Source organism: Pedobacter sp. N23S346 (assembly GCF_048515415.1).
Classification (GTDB): Bacteria; Bacteroidota; Bacteroidia; order Sphingobacteriales; family Sphingobacteriaceae; genus Pedobacter.
In genome coordinates this window covers 26,367-48,657 of sequence record NZ_JBLYEE010000018.1, presented here as the reverse complement: position 1 = coordinate 48,657, position 22,291 = coordinate 26,367, and the positions used below count along the sequence as shown (strand labels likewise).

Annotated in this window: 17 protein-coding genes and 3 tRNA genes; 9 read left to right on the top strand and 11 right to left on the bottom strand. The window is 38.1% G+C overall.

Annotation, left to right across the window (positions count from 1 at the left end; translation table 11 throughout):
• Window positions 1-78: 78 nt before the first annotated feature.
• The 5 genes from ACN1CD_RS21900 to ACN1CD_RS21880 all read right to left on the bottom strand — a co-directional run bounded on the left by ACN1CD_RS21900 (window position 79) and on the right by ACN1CD_RS21880 (window position 3,943).
• Window positions 79-615, bottom strand: a complete 537-nt coding sequence (locus ACN1CD_RS21900; protein WP_419132550.1) for an RNA polymerase sigma-70 factor — start codon at window positions 613-615, stop codon at window positions 79-81.
• An 854-nt stretch (window positions 616-1,469) separates the two neighbouring features.
• A tRNA-Pro gene (locus ACN1CD_RS21895) sits at window positions 1,470-1,543 on the bottom strand.
• A 54-nt stretch (window positions 1,544-1,597) separates the two neighbouring features.
• Window positions 1,598-1,671, bottom strand: a tRNA-Pro gene (locus tag ACN1CD_RS21890).
• Window positions 1,672-1,768: 97 nt separating this feature from the next.
• Window positions 1,769-1,855 (bottom strand) — tRNA-Ser (locus ACN1CD_RS21885).
• A gap of 81 nt (window positions 1,856-1,936) precedes the next feature.
• Window positions 1,937-3,943 (bottom strand): HD family phosphohydrolase, encoded by a 2,007-nt coding sequence (locus ACN1CD_RS21880; RefSeq protein WP_419132586.1) that lies wholly within the window; start codon window positions 3,941-3,943, stop codon window positions 1,937-1,939.
• Window positions 3,944-4,133: 190 nt separating this feature from the next.
• On the opposite strand from ACN1CD_RS21880, the gene ACN1CD_RS21875 reads away from it, so the two are divergent.
• From ACN1CD_RS21875 to ACN1CD_RS21840, 8 genes are all read left to right on the top strand, one after another.
• A complete protein-coding gene (locus ACN1CD_RS21875; protein ID WP_419132549.1) occupies window positions 4,134-4,991 on the top strand; it encodes an SPFH domain-containing protein in 858 nt (285 codons plus the stop codon).
• 1 nt (window position 4,992) lies between these two features.
• Window positions 4,993-5,514, top strand: a complete 522-nt coding sequence (locus ACN1CD_RS21870; RefSeq protein ID WP_419132548.1) for a hypothetical protein — start codon at window positions 4,993-4,995, stop codon at window positions 5,512-5,514.
• 2 nt (window positions 5,515-5,516) lie between these two features.
• A complete protein-coding gene (locus ACN1CD_RS21865) occupies window positions 5,517-5,684 on the top strand; it encodes an Arc family DNA binding domain-containing protein (RefSeq protein ID WP_419132547.1) in 168 nt (55 codons plus the stop codon).
• Between the two features lie 466 nt (window positions 5,685-6,150).
• Window positions 6,151-7,326: an acetyl-CoA C-acyltransferase gene (locus ACN1CD_RS21860; RefSeq protein ID WP_419132546.1), complete on the top strand. Its 1,176-nt coding sequence runs from the start codon at window positions 6,151-6,153 to the stop codon at window positions 7,324-7,326.
• 3 nt (window positions 7,327-7,329) lie between these two features.
• Window positions 7,330-8,223, top strand: a complete 894-nt coding sequence (locus ACN1CD_RS21855) for a hypothetical protein (protein ID WP_419132545.1) — start codon at window positions 7,330-7,332, stop codon at window positions 8,221-8,223.
• Window positions 8,224-8,368: 145 nt separating this feature from the next.
• Window positions 8,369-10,138 (top strand): peptide MFS transporter, encoded by a 1,770-nt coding sequence (locus ACN1CD_RS21850; protein ID WP_419132544.1) that lies wholly within the window; start codon window positions 8,369-8,371, stop codon window positions 10,136-10,138.
• Window position 10,139: 1 nt separating this feature from the next.
• Window positions 10,140-11,642 carry a peptide MFS transporter gene (locus ACN1CD_RS21845; protein WP_419132543.1) on the top strand — a complete coding sequence of 501 codons (1,503 nt, stop codon included), beginning with the start codon at window positions 10,140-10,142 and terminating at the stop codon, window positions 11,640-11,642.
• A gap of 134 nt (window positions 11,643-11,776) precedes the next feature.
• Entirely contained in the window at window positions 11,777-12,511 is a 735-nt protein-coding gene (locus ACN1CD_RS21840) for a polyprenol monophosphomannose synthase (protein WP_419132542.1), read from the top strand.
• Window positions 12,512-12,746: 235 nt separating this feature from the next.
• Here the strand turns inward: ACN1CD_RS21840 and ACN1CD_RS21835 are convergent, their stop codons facing one another.
• From ACN1CD_RS21835 to dinB, 4 genes are all read right to left on the bottom strand, one after another.
• A complete protein-coding gene (locus ACN1CD_RS21835) occupies window positions 12,747-13,253 on the bottom strand; it encodes a YdeI/OmpD-associated family protein (protein WP_419132541.1) in 507 nt (168 codons plus the stop codon).
• Window positions 13,254-13,259: 6 nt separating this feature from the next.
• The gene (locus tag ACN1CD_RS21830) at window positions 13,260-14,408 is read right to left on the bottom strand and encodes a Fic family protein (protein WP_419132540.1); all 1,149 of its coding nucleotides are present in this window, start codon (window positions 14,406-14,408) and stop codon (window positions 13,260-13,262) included.
• A gap of 31 nt (window positions 14,409-14,439) precedes the next feature.
• On the bottom strand, window positions 14,440-17,451 hold the full coding sequence (dnaE, locus tag ACN1CD_RS21825; RefSeq protein ID WP_419132539.1) for a DNA polymerase III subunit alpha: 3,012 nt from the start codon (window positions 17,449-17,451) through the stop codon (window positions 14,440-14,442).
• A 137-nt stretch (window positions 17,452-17,588) separates the two neighbouring features.
• Entirely contained in the window at window positions 17,589-18,905 is a 1,317-nt protein-coding gene (gene dinB / locus ACN1CD_RS21820; protein WP_419132538.1) for a DNA polymerase IV, read from the bottom strand.
• Window positions 18,906-19,949: 1,044 nt separating this feature from the next.
• On the opposite strand from dinB, the gene ACN1CD_RS21815 reads away from it, so the two are divergent.
• Window positions 19,950-20,129 (top strand): hypothetical protein, encoded by a 180-nt coding sequence (locus ACN1CD_RS21815; RefSeq protein ID WP_419132537.1) that lies wholly within the window; start codon window positions 19,950-19,952, stop codon window positions 20,127-20,129.
• Between the two features lie 16 nt (window positions 20,130-20,145).
• On the opposite strand, the gene ACN1CD_RS21810 is transcribed toward ACN1CD_RS21815, so the two are convergent.
• Both ACN1CD_RS21810 and ACN1CD_RS21805 read right to left on the bottom strand, forming a co-directional pair.
• Window positions 20,146-20,793 carry a response regulator gene (locus tag ACN1CD_RS21810; protein WP_419132535.1) on the bottom strand — a complete coding sequence of 216 codons (648 nt, stop codon included), beginning with the start codon at window positions 20,791-20,793 and terminating at the stop codon, window positions 20,146-20,148.
• 778 nt (window positions 20,794-21,571) lie between these two features.
• Complete coding sequence (locus tag ACN1CD_RS21805; RefSeq protein WP_419132534.1) at window positions 21,572-22,186, bottom strand: Crp/Fnr family transcriptional regulator; 615 nt, start codon at window positions 22,184-22,186, stop codon at window positions 21,572-21,574.
• Window positions 22,187-22,291 lie beyond the last annotated feature (105 nt).

The following is a 22,291-nucleotide window of genomic DNA, read 5'->3' as shown; positions in this document are numbered from 1 at the left end:
TTACAAACTTAATAAATTATCGCTTCTAAATAGAAGTAGCTTAATCACCGATTTACCGTAAGTATGCATTTAAAAAAATTAATAGCTGGCTAAACCAGTCTTTAATCTGGTCATTGCTTTTGTGATATGGTATTCAACGGCTCGTTCAGAAATGGAAAGCAATTCTGCAATTTCTTTATTCGCCATGCCTTGCTCCCTGCTCATCTTATAAACTCTTTTGCACTGGCAGGGTAAAGTATCTACTAATACCTCAACCTTTCCTTTTAGATCATTAAACAAAACCTGCTCTTCGGTGCAATTACTTGATACTGAGCAATCCATTACATGAAATTCATTGTGCTTTTGCCTGTTAACCTTATTCCGAATGTATTCGAAGGCTTTAAACTTTGCAGATCTGACCAAATAATGCTCTATTTTCTCTATTTCAAGTTCGGAACGGCGCTCCCAAAGCGACTTAAATATTTCCTGAACCATACCCTTGGCCGGCTCTACCTCTTTGATATTATTGTAACAAACCGCAAATACTTTTTCCCAGTAAAGCTCATAGACCTTTTCGAAAGATTGATAGTCAATCTTTATGCTGCTTTCCTGATATGAGTTATGGTGAAGTTTCAAAACAATTCTTGGTTCGCGACAAAGGTAGCTATTTAGATTAAATAAAAATAAGGTTCTTGTATTTGATGGGCCAGTGAACCCCTATCTGCCTAGCAGCACCTATCCCCGGGAGGGAAAGGGCGTAGGAAAAAGCATTTATCTTACCTAGCGATGGGCACTCGCTATCTCCACCCTGCTATCCGGCCTAGGAGATGATGGAAGGAGAAGCCGTTGAAATTTTTGCATCACCGTTCAAACACCCCAAACCCAAGGTAACGCGAACGGCTCCTAAAACAAATCCTTTATTATAACCAAATCGAGCCCTTGCGCTACCGCTCCTCAAATTTCGACGAGCTAATCCGACATCAAATCCAAGCCTTGATTTTTTTGTTACTTTTTTGATCAAGCAAAAAAGTAAGAGCCCTTCGGCGGCCAGCCGAGGCAAGCCAGCGCAGCGGAAAAACAGCCTACGAACGAATTACAGTTCTTTGGTCTCTTTATTGGCTTTAGTAAGTTCAAAATATTCTAGGATGCCTTCTGGCAATAAAAAACTGATAAGGGTTTGTTCGGCTGGATTCAAGGGATATGTAGTTCTTATAAACTACAAAAGAAAGAAATTATTCCATTCCCCCAACTTTTCCGATTGATGCAGAATCATTTAATGCGAAGGTCAAAGCGTTCAGAGCAACATCCAGAGGTGTGCGAGATATCAAATTCTTCTTGTTCAGGTTATCGAAAATATATGCTTAATTTTTATCTCCCCCAACTTTTCCGCTTGATCCGGTTTTATCTGAATAAATTGGATTGAAATAAAATAAAAAACCCCTTAAATCATACGAATTAAGGGGTTTTGATGACTTTTAGAAGTCTAATCGTCGGGATGGCAGGATTCGAACCTACGACCTCCTGCTCCCAAAGCAGGCGCGATACCGGGCTACGCTACATCCCGAACTTTTTGGTATCACCTTTTTTTAATCCTTTTTAAAAGTGGATTGAACTTTTGTCGGGATGGCAGGATTCGAACCTACGACCTCCTGCTCCCAAAGCAGGCGCGATACCGGGCTACGCTACATCCCGAACTTGGTATCTTCTTTTTTATTCCTTATTTCTAAGGGCTGCAAAGTAACAATTTTAAAATGACATATTCACATTTTATTATTACTTTTTTTTTGTGCGGAGAGGGCGGGATTCGAACCCGCGGTACCGTTACCAGTACGACAGTTTAGCAAACTGTTCCTTTCGGCCACTCAGGCACCTCTCCTTTTCAACCTCTAAATTTGTCCTACCGACCTTGTTTTGAGGTCTGCAAATATAGTAAAACAAGTTATTCTACAAAAGAAAATTACAAAACTTGTTGATAATCTATGCGCACATGATAGATACTCATAAGCATCGTCTTGAATATCAATTTGATAGTTTCAATATCTTTTAATGTTAAATCGCAGTTATCTAATTGATTTTGTTCCAATTTGTAATTAATTATCCGTTCAACGATGTCATTTATGCTCTGCGCATCCGGATTTTTCAGACTTCTTGAGGCTGCTTCGACAGAATCTGCTAACATTAACACACCAGTTTCCTTGCTAAAAGGGATCGGTCCGGGGTAGCGGAAAATGTTTTCATCCACAAATTTTTCAGGAGAATTTTTCAAAAACGACTGATAAAAATAATCTACCCGCGTATTTCCATGATGTGTTCTGATGAAATCAATAATCGCTTCCGGGATTAAATTTTTCCGAAGAATCTCAATTCCCTTATGCACATGCTGAATAATAATCTGCGCACTTTGTTCATATGGCAGTTTATCGTGCGGACTAACAGCTGTATTTTGGTTCTCGATGAAGTATTGCGGGTTATCAACCTTTCCAATATCATGATAAAGTGCTCCTGCCCTAACGAGTACCGAATTACCACCAATTTTAAATATTGCAGCTTCTGCCAGGTTCGCCACCTGTAAAGAGTGCTGAAAAGTACCAGGGGCCTTAAAAGCCAGCTCACGCAGTAACTTATTGTTGGTATTGGTCAGCTCAATCAGTGCCACATCAGAAGTGATCCCAAAAATACGTTCAAACAAATAAATTAATGGATAAGCAAGCAGTGAAAGTAGCACACTAAACACAAATGGAATAAAATTACCCCATTCAATTTCACGGAATGAACCTTCTCTAAGCAATGCAATACCTACAAACGACACAAAATAGGCCATCAGGATAAACAAAGCCGAAACCAGAAACCGTTCACGTTTCACAAAGTTCTTTATACTAAATATGGCCACCATGCCCGCAGTAACCTGATAGAAAACAAACTCAAAACTATTTGCCACAAAGAAACCGGCAATTAAAATTACCAGTAAATGGAGATAGAGCGCCAGCCTGGTATCAAACAGAATCCTGATGATAATCGGGACGACACAAAATGGAATATAGTATAAACTTGGAATTTCGATCTTAATTGCCCAGGTAAGTGCCAAAAGCATACCAGTCGTCACAATAAGGATCAGGGACAACTGACGATTATCAGAAAAGATATCTTTCCGAAACAGGAATAAAAACGACATCAATATCGTTAACATAAAGCTCACCAGCACTACCTGACCAAGGTATACCAATGCCTTGCTCCCAATGGTCTTGGTTTGCGCATCGTAAGTGGCTTTGTAAGATTCTAATTTCTGATAAATCTCATCATCAATCACATCATTCTTCGATACAATTAACTCCCCCTTTTGCACCATCCCTTTGGTTGTAGAAATATTATCTACCGTATTTTGCTGAATAATCTGCGTTAACCGCTCATCAAATATAATATTCGGGGTAATGTGATCTTCCGCCAGGTTAGCAACCAGATCAACCATTACCTGGTTCGGTGATTTAAAATTGGCTTTGAAATGAAGCAATGCAGTCTCAGTTGTAAAAACATCCTGCGTGTTTTTCTGGTTGGCTACATTATTTTCCATCAGGGAAAAATCATAGTGTTTACCGTTTGTTTGCTGCTTGGCATTTAGGCCGATAATCCCCCGCTGATAAATATTACTGAGCAGCCGGTAAGATTCCGTTTTAAACTTCAGCTTATCCTTTTCATCCAGCTGTTTGGATTTCCACTTAATATCGAACTCATTAATATAGGCTTCCAGCGCATTGCGGCTAATAGACGGATCGTACTGGTAAACCGGCAACACATCTTTCAGCGCGTTCTTCTTATCGGTATTTACCTGTGGATTGGTTTTTAAAATGGCGAAGCTAAATGGAGAGATCAAATCCTTATTCATCCATACTTTCCCCTTTTCAAATTCGTATCTAAACCGGGGTTGTTTTGGTAGGAAGAGCGTAATAACGAAAACCGTAAATACCATCATTACATATTTCAGATTCGATGAATATTTACGATAAAGGATTTTGTGTGAATTTTTCTTGATTTTAGCCAAAACGATTAGATTATTGTATTGTCAAAAATAACATTTTTATCTAATATACATTTTACTGATTTTGTTTGCGATTACCGGATTTTATAATTTACTTTATGATATCAAATTAATATCAATTATGTATCAGGAAAAAATTATTAGCCCGCCATCCGGGTATCTAACATTTGCACTATCGCTATTATTATTAGCCGGATCTATTTTCTGCTTTGTTTCAGAATCATTTATCTGGGGAGCCATAATACTAGCTATTGATCTGTTCCTGATCTTCCCGGGCTTTCTCATTATCAACCCCAATCAATCAATGGTATTAACTTTATTCGGCAAATACACCGGCACTGTTAAAGCTGATGGTTTCTTCTGGGTAAATCCACTTACCACCAAAAGAAGACTTTCTTTAAAGGCCAATAACCTGAACGGACAACAATTAAAAGTAAACGATAAATTGGGCAACCCGATTGAAATTGCAGCCGTTGTGGTATGGAAAGTGAATGAAACGGCAAAAGCGGTATTCTCTGTAGAAAACTATATGCAGTATGTAAATATCCAAAGCGAAGCTGCAGTAAGGCACCTGGCTAATATCTTTCCGTATGATCATTCTGAAGGGGAGGAATCCAGCATCACGCTAAAAGATGGCGCAGAACAGGTAAGTGAAATTTTAGAAAAAGAATTAAATGAACGTCTTTCCAGAGCAGGAATCGATGTTTTGGAGGCACGTATTTCTCACCTGGCTTATGCCCCGGAAATTGCCAGTGCCATGTTACAACGCCAGCAAGCCACCGCAGTAATTGCAGCCCGGAAACTAATTGTTGAAGGTGCAGTTGGTATGGTAGAAATGGCACTGGAGAAATTATCGCAAAAAGGAATTGTAGAACTGGATGAAGAACGTAAAGCCGCAATGGTGAGTAACTTATTGGTAGTGCTTTGTGGCGACAGACACGTACAGCCCGTAGTAAATACCGGAACGCTGTATAATTAATATGGAATTCCAGGAAAAACAAGGATTAAAAATCTGGTGGTTATACCTTATAACAGGGGTAAGTATTTTTCCTGCGCTGGCTATAATGCTATTTGACAAGAGTGGACTTAATTTGGAGGAGCTCAAAAACATGTATTTTGCGCCCCTCCTCGCCTTATTTTCTCCATTCTTAATTATTTTTTTGATTGAGAAAAGTACACTCACCTTAAAGATAGATCAATACGGCATAGCTTACCGGTACTTTCCATTTCAATTTAAATATAAAAGCCAACGCTGGGCGAACATAGAAAAAGCATACATCAGAAAATATGATGCTTTTTCTGAATATGGCGGCTATGGGGTAAAGAGCCGGCTTTGGTTTAAAATTAACGACAAGGCTTACCTCTTAAATGATGGAAACCGCGGTTTACAGCTCGAACTCAAGAATGGTAAAAAATTGCTTTTCAGCACGAATAAAATGGAGGAAATGGAGTTGTTCCTTATTAATATGAAAACAAGGTATAATATACAGGCAATACAATAGAAATGGCGGAGAAAGATAAAAAAGCTTTTGTATTACGGATCAGTCCTGCTTTATTAAAAGAAGTAGAAACCTGGGCTGCCGATGATTTCAGAAGTATAAACGGACAAATTGAGTTTCTCTTGAATCAGGCACTCAAATCGAGAAAAAGAAGTAAAACTAAAGAAGAATAATTACAAGATCAGCTGAATGGTTATTTTTGTTTTAATCACTTCTCATTTTAGATATTCCTCCAACGAATTATCAAGTTGACACATCTCCTAAGCGTATTTTTATGCACTTTGCTAACTAACTTTAAAAAGCACAAGCCCTACCGAAGAGCGCCGCTAAAAACAATATTAAATGTGAAAAATTACCATGCCTCCGCGGCATAGAGCGGGAAAATATCTATATAAATTAACTTTGTCCACACGATAGTCCAAAGAGGAATATAGTTATTTGTAGTTATTTCCTATGCATCAAAAGATAGTTCCAGATTGGGGAGGTTAAAGGCAGCAAATAAATATCAAAATCAGTCTTTCTTATAACAACCGATATAAAACACTTAAATTCACACTAAATGACAGCTTAATCATTACTGTCATTTCAAAAAATACATAACTTAGCGGTCTAACCAAAAAGTTCATAAAAATTTAATTCATGAAAGAAGTTGTAATTGTATCAGCTGTAAGAACCCCTATTGGCAGTTTCGGCGGCTCCCTAGCTCAATTTTCTGCTACACAATTAGGAGGTTTTGCCATAAAGGCTGCAATAGAAAAAGCTGGTCTGGCACCAGAACAAATCCAGGAAGTATATATGGGAAACGTATTGTCTGCTAATTTAGGGCAGGCACCTGCAACCCAGGCTGCAAAACTGGCCGGCTTACCAGATCTACCAGCTACCACTATCAATAAAGTTTGTGCATCAGGCACCAAAGCCATTATGTTGGCTGCGCAAAGTATAGCAAATGGCGATCAGGATATTATAGTTGCCGGCGGAATGGAAAGCATGAGTAACGTACCTTTTTATCTGGATAAGGCCAGAAATGGTTATCGCCTAGGGCATGGACAGATTACCGATGGCCTGGTTAAAGATGGTCTGTGGGATGTTTATAACGATTACCACATGGGCTCAGCGGCAGAACTTTGTGCAAGCGAATGCAACATCACTCGCGAAGAGCAGGATAATTTTGCAATCGAATCCTATAAAAGAGCGCAAAATGCACAGACAAATGGCAAGTTTGCAGGTGAAATTATTGCCATTGAAGTGAAAGACCGGAAAGGTGAGGTTACGTTCGTAGATACAGACGATGAACCTACAGCGGTGAAATTTGATAAAATCCCATCATTAAAACCTGTATTTAAAAAAGACGGAACCGTTACGGCTGCAAATGCTTCTACATTAAATGATGGCGCAGCGGCGCTTGTATTAATGAGCGCAGATAAAGCCAAAGAATTAGGCATAAAACCATTGGCTAAAATCTTAGGTTTCGCAGATGCACAACAGGCACCAGAATGGTTCACCACATCACCATCTAAAGCGATTCCTTTAGCTTTACAAAAAGCCAATATTGACATTAAAGACGTTGATTACTTTGAAATAAACGAGGCTTTTTCTGTAGTTTCCATCGCAAATAACCAAAAGATGAACTTAAAAGCAGACCAGGTAAATGTAAATGGTGGCGCCGTTTCTTTAGGTCACCCGCTTGGCGCATCCGGGGCCAGAATTGTGGTCACTTTACTGTCAGTGCTGGAGCAAAATAATGGCAAAATTGGCGTTGCAGGCATATGTAATGGCGGTGGTGGGGCCAGCGCACTGGTTATTGAGAAAATTTAATAAATGAAAATCAAATATTATATCCTTTTCATTTTTGCTTTGTTGAGCCTGAACACTATGGCGCAACAAAGCAAAAACAATCTTGATGTTTTTCAGGATTCGCTTATCCGGATTTCAACAGCTACCATAGCAGCAGAAACAGATCCTAAGAAAGCAGAAATTAATGGCCGGTTTGTAAAAACTTTGGTAGAAGCCTTAAAAACGCCCAACTCTTTTGCTTACCCGTTCGATTCATTGAAAAATGTTTCAGTGATTAAATCACCAGATAAATCTTTCCGAATTTTAAGCTGGTATGTGCAGCAGGAGAATGGAACTTACCGGTATTTTGGAACTATCCAGATGAATACCGGCAATGGTCCGCTAAAACTTTATCCTTTAATTGATCAAACAGATAATATTACCGATGAAAATGCCATCGCCAGCAACCAGGTATGGTTTGGTGCACGTTATTATGAAATTGTTCCGGTAACCAGTGGCAACCGCCTGCCTTATTATATATTATTGGGCTGGAAGGGAAATACTCAGAACACCACGAAAAAGGTAATAGAAATCCTTTCGTTTGATAAGGAACAGGTAAATTTCGGGGCACCTGTATTCGACGGTAAAGAACTGAAGGGTAAAAACAGGGTGATTTTCGAATATACCAAATCCAATGCAATGACGCTGAAGGTAGATCAGAAAGCAGGAATGATCGTTTTTGACCACCTTGCGCCTCTCGATCCTGAAATGGTAGGAAAGTATGAGTTTTATGGATCTGATGGCACCTTCGATGGATTCAAGATAATTGGTGGACGATTAAAATTGCAGGAAGGCTTAGAATTAAATAACGATCCTAGCGCAATGGACGAGTTATATGCCGATCCAAAGAAAAATGTAAAACCAATTCGAAAGTTCTGATTTAGGAAAATCCTAACATCTTCATTACCTCCTCACTAAGTTAAAAATTTGTGAGTTTGCCCTCTGCTGACTATATTGCGCCTTGCAAACTAGCTTAAACAACACACAAATTCTGAATTCATAAACTAAAACCAATAAATGTTTTATGCAAACATCAATTGAAACCAAAGACGATTTCTTTAGCAGCAAAGTATTGGGTCATCCGGCAGGTTTATTCGTACTTTTCTTTACTGAGATGTGGGAAAGATTTTCGTACTATGGGATGCGGGCCTTGCTCGTTTTATTTCTAACTTCATCTATTTTAGGGGATAACCCCGGTTGGGGCTGGCCTCGTGAACATGCCTTAGCCATTTATGGCTCTTATACTTCTCTCGCTTATCTCACCCCAATTTTAGGCGGTTTCATTGCCGATAGATTTATTGGTTACCGCTGGGCAATCATTCTCGGAGCCTTCCTGATGACCCTCGGTCACTTATCTATGGCTTTCGAATTCAATCCAATTTTCATGTACCTGGGTTTGTGCCTTTTGGTTGTTGGAAATGGATTTTTTAAGCCAAACATGACTTCAATTTTATCACACATGTATAAAAAGCATCCTGAAAAGAAAGATGGTGCTTATACTATTTTTTACATGGGCGTTAATTCTGGTGCTTTTTTAGGCATGCTTCTTTGTGGATACATTGGCGAAAATCCTAACTGGGGCTGGAGTTATGGCTTCGGATTGGCTGGTATTTTTATGTTTGTGGGCATGCTGCAATTCTATTTCACTAAAAACATTTTTGGCTCTATCGGTTTAAAGCCAGAGAAAAGCAATGTGGTTGTAGATGAAGACGAAGATCCGGCAGAGGCTCAGAAAAATCCTTTTTCCATCTTTGATATTGTGCTAATTGCCTTAATCTCAATCATTGGTCTGGTATGGATTATTAATGATCCTGTTTCAAAAATTACAGGTTCAACCATTTTTAACTTTAGAGTAGGTTCGCTTACCGGAGATAATCTGGCTATTATTATTGCCTTAGCACTTTTCATTTTCATTCTGGTAAAAAGGATTGCACAATATGCACCGAAACTTCGTGATAAAATGATCGTGGTTATTGTACTCGCTTTCATTACGATTTTCTTCTGGGCATCTTTCGAACAGGCAGGTGGCTCCATGACAATCTTCGCCAAAGACTACACGGCCAGATTGCTGGAAGGAAACGCAAAAATCATCTTCAACGTGGCCAATACTTTAATTACGGTGGTACCATTGGTGATTATTACGTATGTATTGTTTAGCTTATTCAGGAAAACTTTTGGGAAATTTGCCCTTGGAAATATTATTCTTGCTGCAGGTTTCTTATTGATCTGGGGGCTGGTAATTTACATGTTAAAAAACCAATACAGTGATGTAAAAGCCGAAGTTCCGGCAACCTGGTTTGGTGTACTGAACTCATTATTTATCATTTCCTGCGCTCCAATTGTATCAAAACTCTGGGAAAGCAAATTTAATCCTTCTGCAACTATGAAAAATGGCATGGGAATGATTCTTTTAGGAATCGGATTTGCAGCTTTAGCTTACGGATCAAGTTCAATTCCATCGGGTGCAAAAGTAGCTTCAGTGAGCATGATCTGGCTTATTTTAGCTTATTTTTTCCACACCATGGGAGAATTGTTCATCTCTCCGGTAGGTTTATCATACGTTTCAAAGCTTGTTCCGGGTAGAATGATTGGAATTATGTTTGGTATTTGGTATTTGGCTATTGCCATCGGAAATAAAATAGCGGGTACAATGGGTGGAATGATCGATAAAATTACTGCTCAATATTCAATGTCTACCTTCTTTTTAATTTTCACTTTAATCCCTGTTGGCCTGGGTATTTTCATTATGTTGCTAACGCCGATGATTAAGAAACTAATGCACGGGGTTAAATAATATGCAAATTACAACTGAAAAAACGCCTTCTATTGAAACATTAGAAGCGATTCAAAATTTTGAAGGTAAATATCCGAAGCAACTCTGGTATTTATCCCTGGTAGAAATGTGGGAACGTTTCTGTTTCTATGGCATGCGTGGTGTACTGGCATTTTTCATGGTTGATCAATTGGGATTAACCGATCAAAAATCCAACCTGCAATATGGTGCGATCCAGGCTTTTGTTTATGCCTTCACCTTTATCGGCGGGATCTTTGCCGATAAGATTTTAGGCTTTAGAAAATCGCTTTTCTGGGGTGGTTCACTGATGATTGTTGGAAACCTGATTCTTGCCTTTTCACCACATGATTTGTTCTATGTTGGCATTACACTATCCATTATCGGTACAGGCTTTTTCAAACCCAATATTTCATCCATGGTTGGCGAGCTTTACCATGAAAAAGACAATAGAAGAGATGCAGGTTACGGATTGTTTTATGCGGGAATCAATGTGGGTGGCTTGCTAGGTGGCGCCATGTGTATCTACCTGGGAAAATATGTTTCCTGGAATTTATGCTTCCTTTCGGCTGCTTTGGTAATGGCCTTTGGGATTGGCACTTTCATCTTCACTAAAAAATATCTGGGTCCGATTGGTAATTCTCCCCTACTACATTTACAAAAGGCGAAGCGAACTGTTTATGAGATTGTGGTTTATATCGGTTCCCTTTTATGCATCCCGCTGATTTTCATCATGGTGAGGAACACGGCTTATACTGATTATTTTATGTATACGCTTGGGGTAGTTGCATTGGTCTATTTTTTCTACGAAATGTTCAGTATCAAAGAAGTTAAAGCAAGATATAAATTGCTTGCGGCTTTCATTTTTATTCTATGTTACTTCATTTTTATGGCGATTTCAGAACAAAGTGGTGGATCACTTTCTCTGTTTGCGAAAGACAATTTAGACCATGGCCTGTTGTTCTTTTCTATCGATCCAAACGTAGTGAACAACAGCGTAAACTCATTCTTTGTGATTGTGTTTAGTCCTTTGGTAGGCTTATTATGGATTGGTATGTACAAGCGCAAAATTGAACCCAATACCGTGGTAAAATTTGGGTTAGGATTTGTATTATTAGCCGTGAGTTTTTACGTTTTTTATGCCACCAGATTTTTCGCAAATGAACAAGGCATCAGTTCTTTAAATATTTTTACACTGGGTTACTTACTGCTAACGCTGGGTGAATTATGCATTGGCCCGATTGGGATGTCGATCATCACTAAATTATCACCAAAAAGGATGTTTGGGATGATGATGGGCATGTGGTTCCTTTTCAGTGCTTTTGGTCAGCTTGCTGCCGGGAAATTAGGTGCAGAGATGTCGAACATCGAAAATGCATCCCTAATGGCTAAATTAACATCTTACACTGAAGGTTATAAATCCCTTGCCCTCTACTCTTTAATTGCAGGAATATTTTTAATTGTATTCTCTCAGTTGATTAAGAAACTGATGCAAGAAGTGAGATAGAAAACATTTTTTAATACATTTTAAACCGTATCAATCCTGTTGATGCGGTTTTTTAAATTTATAATATTTACTTTCGCCCTCTAAAGCTAAAATCACTTTTAGCCCAAAATGCATTTTATATAAAACGAACAAACGTGTCAGACAGTTTAGTAATCATTCCTACCTATAATGAAAAGGAGAATATTGAAAGAATTATCCGAAAGGTATTTTCATTAAACCAACCTTTTCATGTGCTGATTATTGATGATGGCTCACCGGATGGCACTGCAGATATTGTAAAATCATTACAGGCTGAATATGAAGGTCATCTTTTTATTGTAGAACGTGCTGGCAAACAGGGGTTAGGTACAGCATATATCTATGGATTCAATTGGGCGCTGCAAAAAGACTATCAATTTATTTTTGAAATGGATGCTGATTTTTCTCATAATCCAGACGACCTTGCCCGCTTGCGTAAAGCTTGCATTAACGGTGCAGATGTAGCCATTGGATCAAGATATGTGAAAGGTGTAAATGTGGTTAACTGGCCAATGGGCAGGGTTTTAATGTCGTACTTTGCCTCCATGTATGTTCGTTTTATCACCAGGATTAATATTCAGGATGCAACTGCCGGCTTTAAATGCTACAAGAGAATTGTATTGGAAACTATTCCTTTAGAAAAGATCCGCTTCGTAGGCTATGCCTTTCAGATTGAAATGAAATTCACGGCCATTAAGTTTGGCTTTAATGTGGTTGAAGTACCTATTATTTTCACGGATAGAACGGAAGGAACCTCAAAAATGAGTACCCGAATTTTCCGCGAGGCTTTTTTAGGGGTAATTCAAATGAAAGTGAGCAGTTGGTTTAGGGATTATAAGAGAAGGGGTTAGAAAAAGAGGTTAGCGTAGGTTAGGGGTTAGTATAGGTTAGAAAAAAGGTTTAGAGAAGAGGTTAGTGTAGTTTAGAAGGTTAGCCCTATCCACCTCAGGATTTTATAGTTCAATTGATCTATTTGTCTGTGGCTAATAGAATATATATATATTCACCTGCCTAACTTTGCACCCAAGACTCACGACTTTGGACTCTCGACTTAAGACTCAAAACTCCCAATTCAAAACTCCGAACTCAAGACTCCCTACTTCCTCTAATCATCGCGCCATAATCCTGTTGTTTTTCCATGGCGGTAATGGTCATGATTAATCTTTTTGTACGGGTTGGTTCTGTTTTAGCTTCATTGATCCATTTGATAAAATAGTTTTGATGAGATTTCGGTTGTTGCAGGAAACGAGTGAGAAGCGTTTCATCTTCAGCGAGGCACACCTCTAAATCTGCAGGCATTTCAATTTTAAAGTCAAGATCTTCTTCCAGCCACAATTCTACTTTGGCTCCTGCTTCTTTTCTTATCTTTTTCCGAAGGGTGGTATTAATGGCAATGATAAAATCGCCTTCCCCCATTGGTACGGTCGCTATTCCGGCAATTTCCAGGTCATCGAGCTTTCCTTTCACCCTGAAAGATACTTTGCAATCAGGCTTAAGTTCATTCGCTATGGTAGCAGGTATGAAGATATAACTCCAACCTGTTTTTTCACCCATTTGCCCGAATCGTTCTATTTCTGCCTTGATGTGGATCATGTTTTCTTAATAAATTAGATGATAATGTACACTTCTCCCTCCACCGGAAGATGCTAAAACGCCAAGTTTTTCAAGTTCCTGTAAATCGCGGGTGGCAGTTGCTTTTGATGTTTTAGTGATAGAAATATACTTTTTAGTAGTCATGCCTCCTTCAAATCCAGCTGGCCCAAAACTATACATCTTTTGCAAAACCTTTAACTGGCGCTCATTGAGATTACCTTTAACGGAGTCAAATACCTTGATCTTTCTCAATGTAAAATCAATCATTTGTTTAGCCTCAAGCTGTGCATTTAAAGCTATCTCTAAAAAGTATTTCAGCCAATCAGAAATATTATTACTCTTTTGAGCATTTTTCAGTGCCAGGTAATAAGCATCTTTATTTCTCTCAATTGTATTAGAAAGACTTAACATAACCGGTCGACCGAGGGTTTGGGAAAGTACTTGTTCAGCAATTGCTCTTCCAATACGTCCATTTCCATCTTCATAAGGATGGATGCTTTCGAAATATAAATGAGCTATCCCTGCCCTGATTACAGGATCCTTAATTTCTGTTGATCCATTAGGTTTCGTATTAATTAACCATTTAAAAAAAAGATTCATTTCTTTTTTAATCACAGCTGATGGCGGTGCTTCAAAATGAATTTGCTCTTTATCAATCCCACCGGATATAATCCGCATGGGCTCATCACCTTTTCGCCATGCAGCCACATTAATATGTTTACTGTCTCCAAAAAGGAGTTTATGCCAGTGATGCAATGTTTGTTCATTTAATTCTTTATCGAAGGTATTTCTTACTTCAATCATCAAATCGGCGATACCAGATGCCCTTTTATCTTTTACAATTTCAGCGGTCTTATTTAGTCCAAGATTATTTTTAATAGATGACATTACATCTTCCCGACTAAGAAATTCACCTTCAATAGCAGAGGTGTTAATCGCTTCAGAGAGAATTAATTCTAGTAACGTTTGTTGTTTAATCTCATTCGGTAATGCATTTATCAAAGCATTAACCGCACCAGTTTCCTGAGCAAAGTCGTAAAGTTTTCCTTCTATTTTTAATGTAGAAAAAGTGAAATTTGGCCAGTCTGATAATTCCCAGTTATAACTCATGAGCCGAATATACGATTTATTCGGCTCAAAAAATAACCAATTCATGAGCCGATTAACAATCCTATTCGGCTCATGCTTAATCTGCAGCTACCGGATTCATGTGAATATCCAGCTTGGCGAACTTTAAAACCTCCACACTGGGGAAGCCGAAATCTTCCACTATCTTACCCAAAATCAAATAACACCCCTTCCCTTTAAACGGATAGATTGGTGTAGTATTCGGAAAATGGGTGGTATCAAAAAAATCACCATTCGCATCCAGAAAAGTACCAAACCACATTTTGGTATTCTTAATTGTATGTACTGTTTTTTCACAAACATAATTGCCTACCATCCGAACTGTTTTACCAACATTTCCGCTTAGATCTGCCGCCATTACATCGCCACGGTAACTCGTTTTCAGGAAATCGAACATATCAAAATTTAAGGGATAGCCCAGCAGCTCCAGTTCCACGTAAGCATCTTCGAGTGCTGAATTTTCTAATGCAGGCAAACTGTATTCTTTACTTTCCAGATTGAATAGTTCTGCAGCATCGATCTTTTTTTGCTTATGGCCGAGGTAATTATAAATTTCCCAAAGCAGTGTTTTTTTGTCTTTCCCGGTAAACCTTAAAGCACCAAGTCTGATTAATAAAATGGCCTGCTCCAATGTGATCTTCGTTCGCTTTACAAACTGCTCCAAATCTTTAAAAGGGCCATTTCTCCGTCGCTCCTGCGGAATCTGCTCAATCATTTTATTCTCCAGACCTTGCACTGCCATAAACCCGAGATAGGCCTCGTTGCCATTGATGTTTACCACTTCATCGCTGTGGTTTACACAGGGCAAATGTACTTTTGCACCCATTTTCTGAAGCTCATGAACGTAAACCCAGCGGCTGTAAAACCCTCCATAGTTATTTAAAACGGCTACCATAAATTCTTTCGGATAATAGGTTTTAAGGTATAAACTCTGGTAACTTTCTACGGCAAATGATGCAGAGTGCGCTTTTGAAAAACTATACCCGGCAAATGAAGAAATCTGTCTCCAGACTTCTGTAATCAATTCTTCTGAATGCCCTTGGAGCTTAGCAGAGTAGAAAAACTTATTTACCAGTTCTTCAAAAGCAAGCTTTGAACGGTACTTGCCACTCATGGCCTTTCGCAATACATCGGCATCAGCCAGATCCAGGCCGGCAAAATAATGGCAAACCTTGATCACATCTTCCTGGTAAACCATTACGCCATAAGTTTCTTTCAATTGTTCTTCCATCTCCTTGCAGAGGTAAACCACTTTATCTGGAGCATGATAACGCTCGATAAAAGATTTCATCATGCCTGAACTTGCCACACCCGGCCGAATAATCGAACTGGCAGCCACCAGTGTTAAATAATCTTCGCATTTAAGCTTTTTGAGCAATTGCCGCATGGCAGGCGATTCAATATAAAAACAGCCTACAGGTTGTCCTTCGCGCAGAATCGCATTTAATTTAGGGTCATTCTTAAAATTCTTGAAATCATGAATATCAATCTCCTTATTTTGGTTTTGCCTGATGAGCTGAACAGCCTCCCGTATGTGTCCAATTCCCCGCTGACTTAACACATCAAACTTTTCATAACCAATGGCTTCTGCCTCATACATATCCCACTGCACGGTAACAAAACCTTTTGGTGGCAAATCCAATGCGGTGTAATAGGTAATTGGTTCATCAGAAATTAAAATGCCACCCGCATGAATCGAGCGTTGGTTGGGCATACTTCTCATGTGCTGATGAACAGCCACCACCCTTCGGTAAGTGGCATTCTGCTGATTTTCGCGTTCTTTGGTTGGATCAGTAAAACTATCGATTTCTTCTTTCGGCAATCCCAACACTTTTCCAATTTCACGAATAATTGCCCGGTCTTTAAACGTGCTCATCGTTCCTAAAAAGGCAACATGCCATTTAGGGTATTTTTTAAAAACGTATTTCTGGATCGTCTCCCGCTCATCCCAGGCAAAATCGATATCGAAATCTGGCGGACTGGTGCGCTTCTCGTGCAGGAACCGTTCGAAATATAAATCAAGATCTATAGGGTCTACATCGGTAATCCGCAGGCAATAGGCTACAATACTATTGGCTCCCGAACCCCTGCCCACATGATAAAACTTGCACTTGCCCATGGCGTAACGAACAATATCATAGGTAATTAAAAAGTATGCACAGTAATTTTTAAACTCTATGATTTTGAGTTCCTTTTCTATCCTTGCCCTGGCGACTGGATTATCATCTCCATAACGATAAGTTAAACCTTTGTACGCAATTCGCCTGAGCAATACCTGATCAAATGCCTCCCCTTCTTTGGTATATGCAAATCTATTTTTAGACTTTACCTGAGGCTCGAAGTAAACGCTCAGGTCGCAGGCATCCATTAGCTTTTGTGTATTTTCGATAATAAAGGGAAAAGTCTCGAATTTTGATTTAAGTGCTTCTTCTGGAATTAAAACTTCGTCTAGACTACATTTGGAATCAGCAGGCACCATACTCAACAATGTATTCATTTCAATGGCCCTCAGGTATTCGTGTAGACGATGCTCAACGCGATTGCCCACCGTAACCGGATGCCAAACCACCAGTTTTTCCTGCTGCTGAAGTAATGGATGTTTATAAAGGAAATTTAGCTGACTGCTTTTGATGCCAACAAATTCATTTGATTTAAGCTTGCGGTTAAAGCTTTTAGTGAAGGGATAAATGATAAAAGCATTTTCAAAAGCAGGTGCATCATTTGGCAATGCCTGATCTTCAATGTTGTGGATACTTAGAAACTCATTCAGTTCACGCATCCCTTCTTTACTTTTTGCAATACCAAAATATAAAAGCTGGCTATCTTTCTGAAATTCGATCCCTGCAATTGGTTTTAAATGATAGGCTGTATTTCCTGCCTGTATCTCATCTGGTTCTTTGGCAATTCCTTGCTTACAACATTCCCTTATAAATTCAATTGCTCCGGTAGAATTGTTGATATCAGTCAATACCATTTGATGAATACCTAAAGCACGGGCCTTTGATACGATGGTTGGAATACTCATCGTTCCATATTTCAGGCTGTAAGAGGAATGTATATTGAGAAACATTTTAGTTTTCAGTTTTTCGTCTTTTGTTTATTGTTTCCTTATTTTCCATTTTGCCTCTTCCATCTTCTCCTCCCTATTTCCTTACCCATTTCCCATCCTCCATTACCCATTTTCCCTCTTCCCTAAAATATCCTGCCCTACCCATCCAGTTTTGTTGCCGTACCCAGATCAGAATTGATGAAGGTTCTGATTCTCGATTTTTTACGTTCTTCAACCGGTTGATTCTCTTCTTCTTGTTGCTCCTCCACGTGTTTTTTTCGGGGATTATATTTGATAACCTTCCCATGCTCATCCCGTTCCGGGCGCCTTACAATGCAGGCTTTCACTACCGATTCAATACCATAATGGTTGCGGACTTTATCCATTGCCTGATATAAATCGTATTCTTCTTCGGAGGTGTGATATAAACCAATCTGTTCAAAGCCACTTACCAAATGCGAGAGCCGAACGCCAATCAGGCGCAACAACATCCGTTTCGAATAAAGCTTTTTAAACAAGTCGTGCGCTTTGTTAATTAGCAAAGAATCTAGCGAGGTATAAGGAATCCGGGCCTGTTGAGTTACAGTTTCAAAATTTGAATACCGGATGGTTACAGTAATACAGGCCGTTAGTTTTTGCTGGCTCCGAAGATCATAAGTTAAATTGGTGACCATTCCACTCAGTATGGCTCTCATTTTTGAAATATCCATACTATCACTTTCAAAGGTTGTTTGTGTACCAATCGATTTTCTCTCGCGATATGGCACCACTGGAGAAAGATCAATTCCGTTGGCTTTTTGCCAAATCCCTAAACCATGTTGGCCTAGAATTTTAAACATCAGTTCCTGAGGAATTTCGGCTAAAGTCTGCACTTTTCTCACCCCCATTTCACTCAGTTTTTTATGCGTGGCATCGCCAATTCCCGGTATTTTATGAACAGCCAAAGGATTTAAAAAAGGCTGAACCCCCGGAAAAGGAATTTCCATTTCACCGTTTGGCTTACACTCATTGGTTACAATTTTAGAGACGGTTTTATTTACAGATAAACCAAAAGAAATGGGCAAACCAGTTTGCTTGATAATGGTTTGCCTGAGCTCGGAAGCAAACTTCATGCAACCAAAAAACTTATCCATACCCGTCATATCGATATAATGTTCATCAATACTGGCCTTTTCAAAAAGGGGAACACGTTCTGAAATAATCTCCGTAATCTCATGAGAGGCCTTTGAATAATCATCCATATTTCCCCTCACAAAAACAGCCTGCGGACAAAGCTGCTTGGCCATTCTGCCCGGCATCGCCGCATGTACACCAAACTTCCGCGCTTCATAACTGCAAGATGTAACCACTCCCCGATCTGTACTACCACCTACAATAATCGGCATTCCAATTAATTTGGGATTCTTTTTTAATTCCACCGACACAAAAAAAGCATCCTGATCCATATGAATAATCTTTTTATCCTTGTCCGTCATCCCATCACCAGTTTAAATTCTTACATATTCCATAAAACAAAATTACTATTATTTTTAGCTAAATGGATTTTAAAGCTATGCAAATTATCAACAATATACTAACATTTTTAGTTTTTATGTTCTAGATTCAATTAGCCATCTGAAAAAAGATAAATGAGGCAATGGCGGAGGTTTTCAAGACAAAATAGTGCAAACTGCAAAAGCAAGACAAAAAATACGCTGATATTTCTAACAGCGCATTCTAAAAAAACTAATTTACTCCTGCAAGAACCTCCATATAGCTGTTATTGTCTAACTATTGTAAGTTCAGTACGCCTGTTTAACTGGTGTTTCACATCGCTTCAGGTAATAATACCGAAAAACAAGGCATTAATAACTGGGCAAATTCCGATTCCCAATACGGGGATTGTCAAACCGAATTGATTCAAAATCAGATCTGATGCAGAGCTATTAAAATTTGAAGAAACTGGGGGAAGGATCTCTTTCGAAAAAGACTAATACCTTTTAATAAAAAGAAAGAGGGAAATTGGTAAGAGTAACTACAGGATAGCAAAAAGTTTGTAAATCGTAGGAATCTAAACGTTAGGGCTCCAAGTACAAAACAGTGTAAATCGAAATAATTTAGTAAACGACTTCTGTTATTCACTAATTAACGAGAAAAAACATAAAATCTTTTGAAGCACCTGTAGCATTTATAATGCCTTACCGGAACAAAGGGCATAAGTACTTTAAAAATAAAACCTCTTGGCACCCGGTAAGTCTCCGGATTTTTGCAAGATGGACATGCAGGACATATCTCTGGCGGGTGACTAATTACATTGGATGACATAATAATAAGGAGTTTGATGGCTTAAACAAAAATATCCATAATCATTGGAAAATCATATAGTTATGAGTAAAAATACTTTCTAAATTTAAATAAAACAGTAAAACCATCGTCATATTTAGCTTTCTATTTTCAATGGTGTTATTTATAAAAAACTTTTTGTTGTTTAAGCTTGTTAAATACTAAAAGCAGTGAAAGCGAATATTAAAAAAAGTGATATGAGTAATAAGGAAAAAGACAACAACGAAGATAAAACAAAAGGAACAGCTAAAGAAAAAGCTTCTTTTGATCAAAATGGAAAAGGTGCATCAGAAAAATATGGCGCAGCCGGATCTACCCCCAACGAATCTGCAGACGAAGACGGTACTGGTACAGCAAAGAAGCAAGCAAAAAAATAGAAAGAGTAAACTCTTTCTATTTTTCGTAAATGCTCATTTTTTCAGCAAGTTCGATAATACTTTTGATCTTTAGCTTTTGGAATAACCTAAGCTTGTATGTACTTACTGTACCCATTTGTAACTTAAGTTGGTTAGAAATTTCTAAAACACCAATTCCTTTAGTTAACAATTCTGCAACTTCTAACTCTCTCCCTGATAACTTAGTGAAAGGATTATCTGCATCATTTCCTAAAATACTATTGAACATATTTTCTTTAACGTTTCTGCTCGAATAGCGGCTACCAGCTAATATTGTTGTAATTGCAGTTACGATCTCGGATTCCTCTGCATTTTTGGTTAAATACCCCGAAGCTCCGGATTTTAAATAAGGAACAGCATAAATGTTCTCATTCAGAGATGAGAAAACCAATATTTTAGCAGCTGGCTGAACTGATTTGATTTGATCAATTACCTTCAAATTATTGCCACCTGGCAAATTCACATCGATAATAATTAAGTTAGGTGCTTTTTCGGCTTCAACTAAAGCCTGTTCAAGCGTAGAGGCGTTAATAATCTCTACTCCCGTCCAGAAATCAGAAATTAAGTTTTTTAAACCCCGGCGGATGATTTCGTGATCATCAGCAATTAGTACAGTGAAAGTACTTCCAGTATTCTTAGGTTTCATTGTGTTTTAATAAGGATATAAATATAAACAAAGTTATCAATTTTATCGTAATTCGTAGTCTATTCATTTCAAAAAAAGACTGCTTTTTTGATCTCACAAATGTAAACATTATTATACAATTTTACTCATTTCTACACACTTTTGAAGAAAAAAATGCTTATTTATAAATAATGTTTGTCTAATAAACGCGCAAGCTATAAAATTCTTGTATAGTTTTACTAAATCGTTGTACTTAGACCATATAATGTACTAAATCGATTAATTTATTGAGCCATCCAAACGAGACATGGTCACAATTTTTAGAAATTATTTTCAATCGTTTATTAGTGTTTCTCTAGAATATATTAAGCCTGCATGGCTCAGTGGGGAAGAGATTTAGTGCACTTAAAACAGTTATCTACATCAATAACTCTGATCACGAACTTGACTTGAACGAAACCAATACATTGATAATAAAGTAGATATACTAATCTCAACGAGTATCTATCCGTTTATTAATTTATCGGGTAATTAAAAGCGATGTAATATCAACTGTGATATCTATACAATCTCTCTCAAATTAATTCCGAATATAAGCTTTATTAATGATTGATGAGTTAGATTTAATGTTTCAACATAATCTAAAAATTACATTCAGATGTCATTTAGATTATAAAAGAGCAAGTAAATTTTATAAAAGTTTGAGAATTCTTTCTAAAGCTTTTAATACTGCATTAGAACGAGGATTTATAATGACTTCGCTAGAAATTTAACAGATGATAAAAAAAATTCATCATCATTAAATTCGTGCTCTAATTCTACTTAAAGTCTCTAATCGAATAGCCAAAAATGAAGCGATGTGCTTTAAGGAAACACGATTTATCAAATCAGGAAAGGAGACCAAAAATCTCTTATATCTTTTCTCTGCAGATGATATCCTGCAAAGATAGGCCCGCTCCTCTGCCGAACGATAGTAAAGTTCCATAATTTTCCGTCCGACAATATTTGCTTCCGGATAATTTTCATACAGATATTCGGTAAGTATGTGCGGAATGGCAATCAAATCTACATCTTCAAGGGCCTGTAAATGTTCTTCAGAATCTCCATCTAGCCACAGATTCCTGATCGTACCCACAATTTCATTCTCTTTAGCAATCCAGGTGGTAATTTCGGTGTTGCCATCCTTAACAAATCCCCGTACAATGCCTTTAACAATAAGAAAGAGGTATTTATTGTGATCTATCGGAGAGATAATAAATTTATTTTTTTTATAACTTATAGGGAAAGTATGCTGATTAATGCGCTTTTCAATATCCTTATTAAGTGGATGAAATTTTTTAAAAATTGAAATAAATGGCGAAAAATTATTAAATTTTTTCCATCTATCTTCTTCAGATAAATTAACGGCGATCATTTATAAACAACTAATGTGGTGGCAACAGCCTCGCTTGAAACTGCAATTATCAGAAATAAAAGCAAGACTAGATCAAAGAAAAGATTTTTTTATTGACATTTCTCA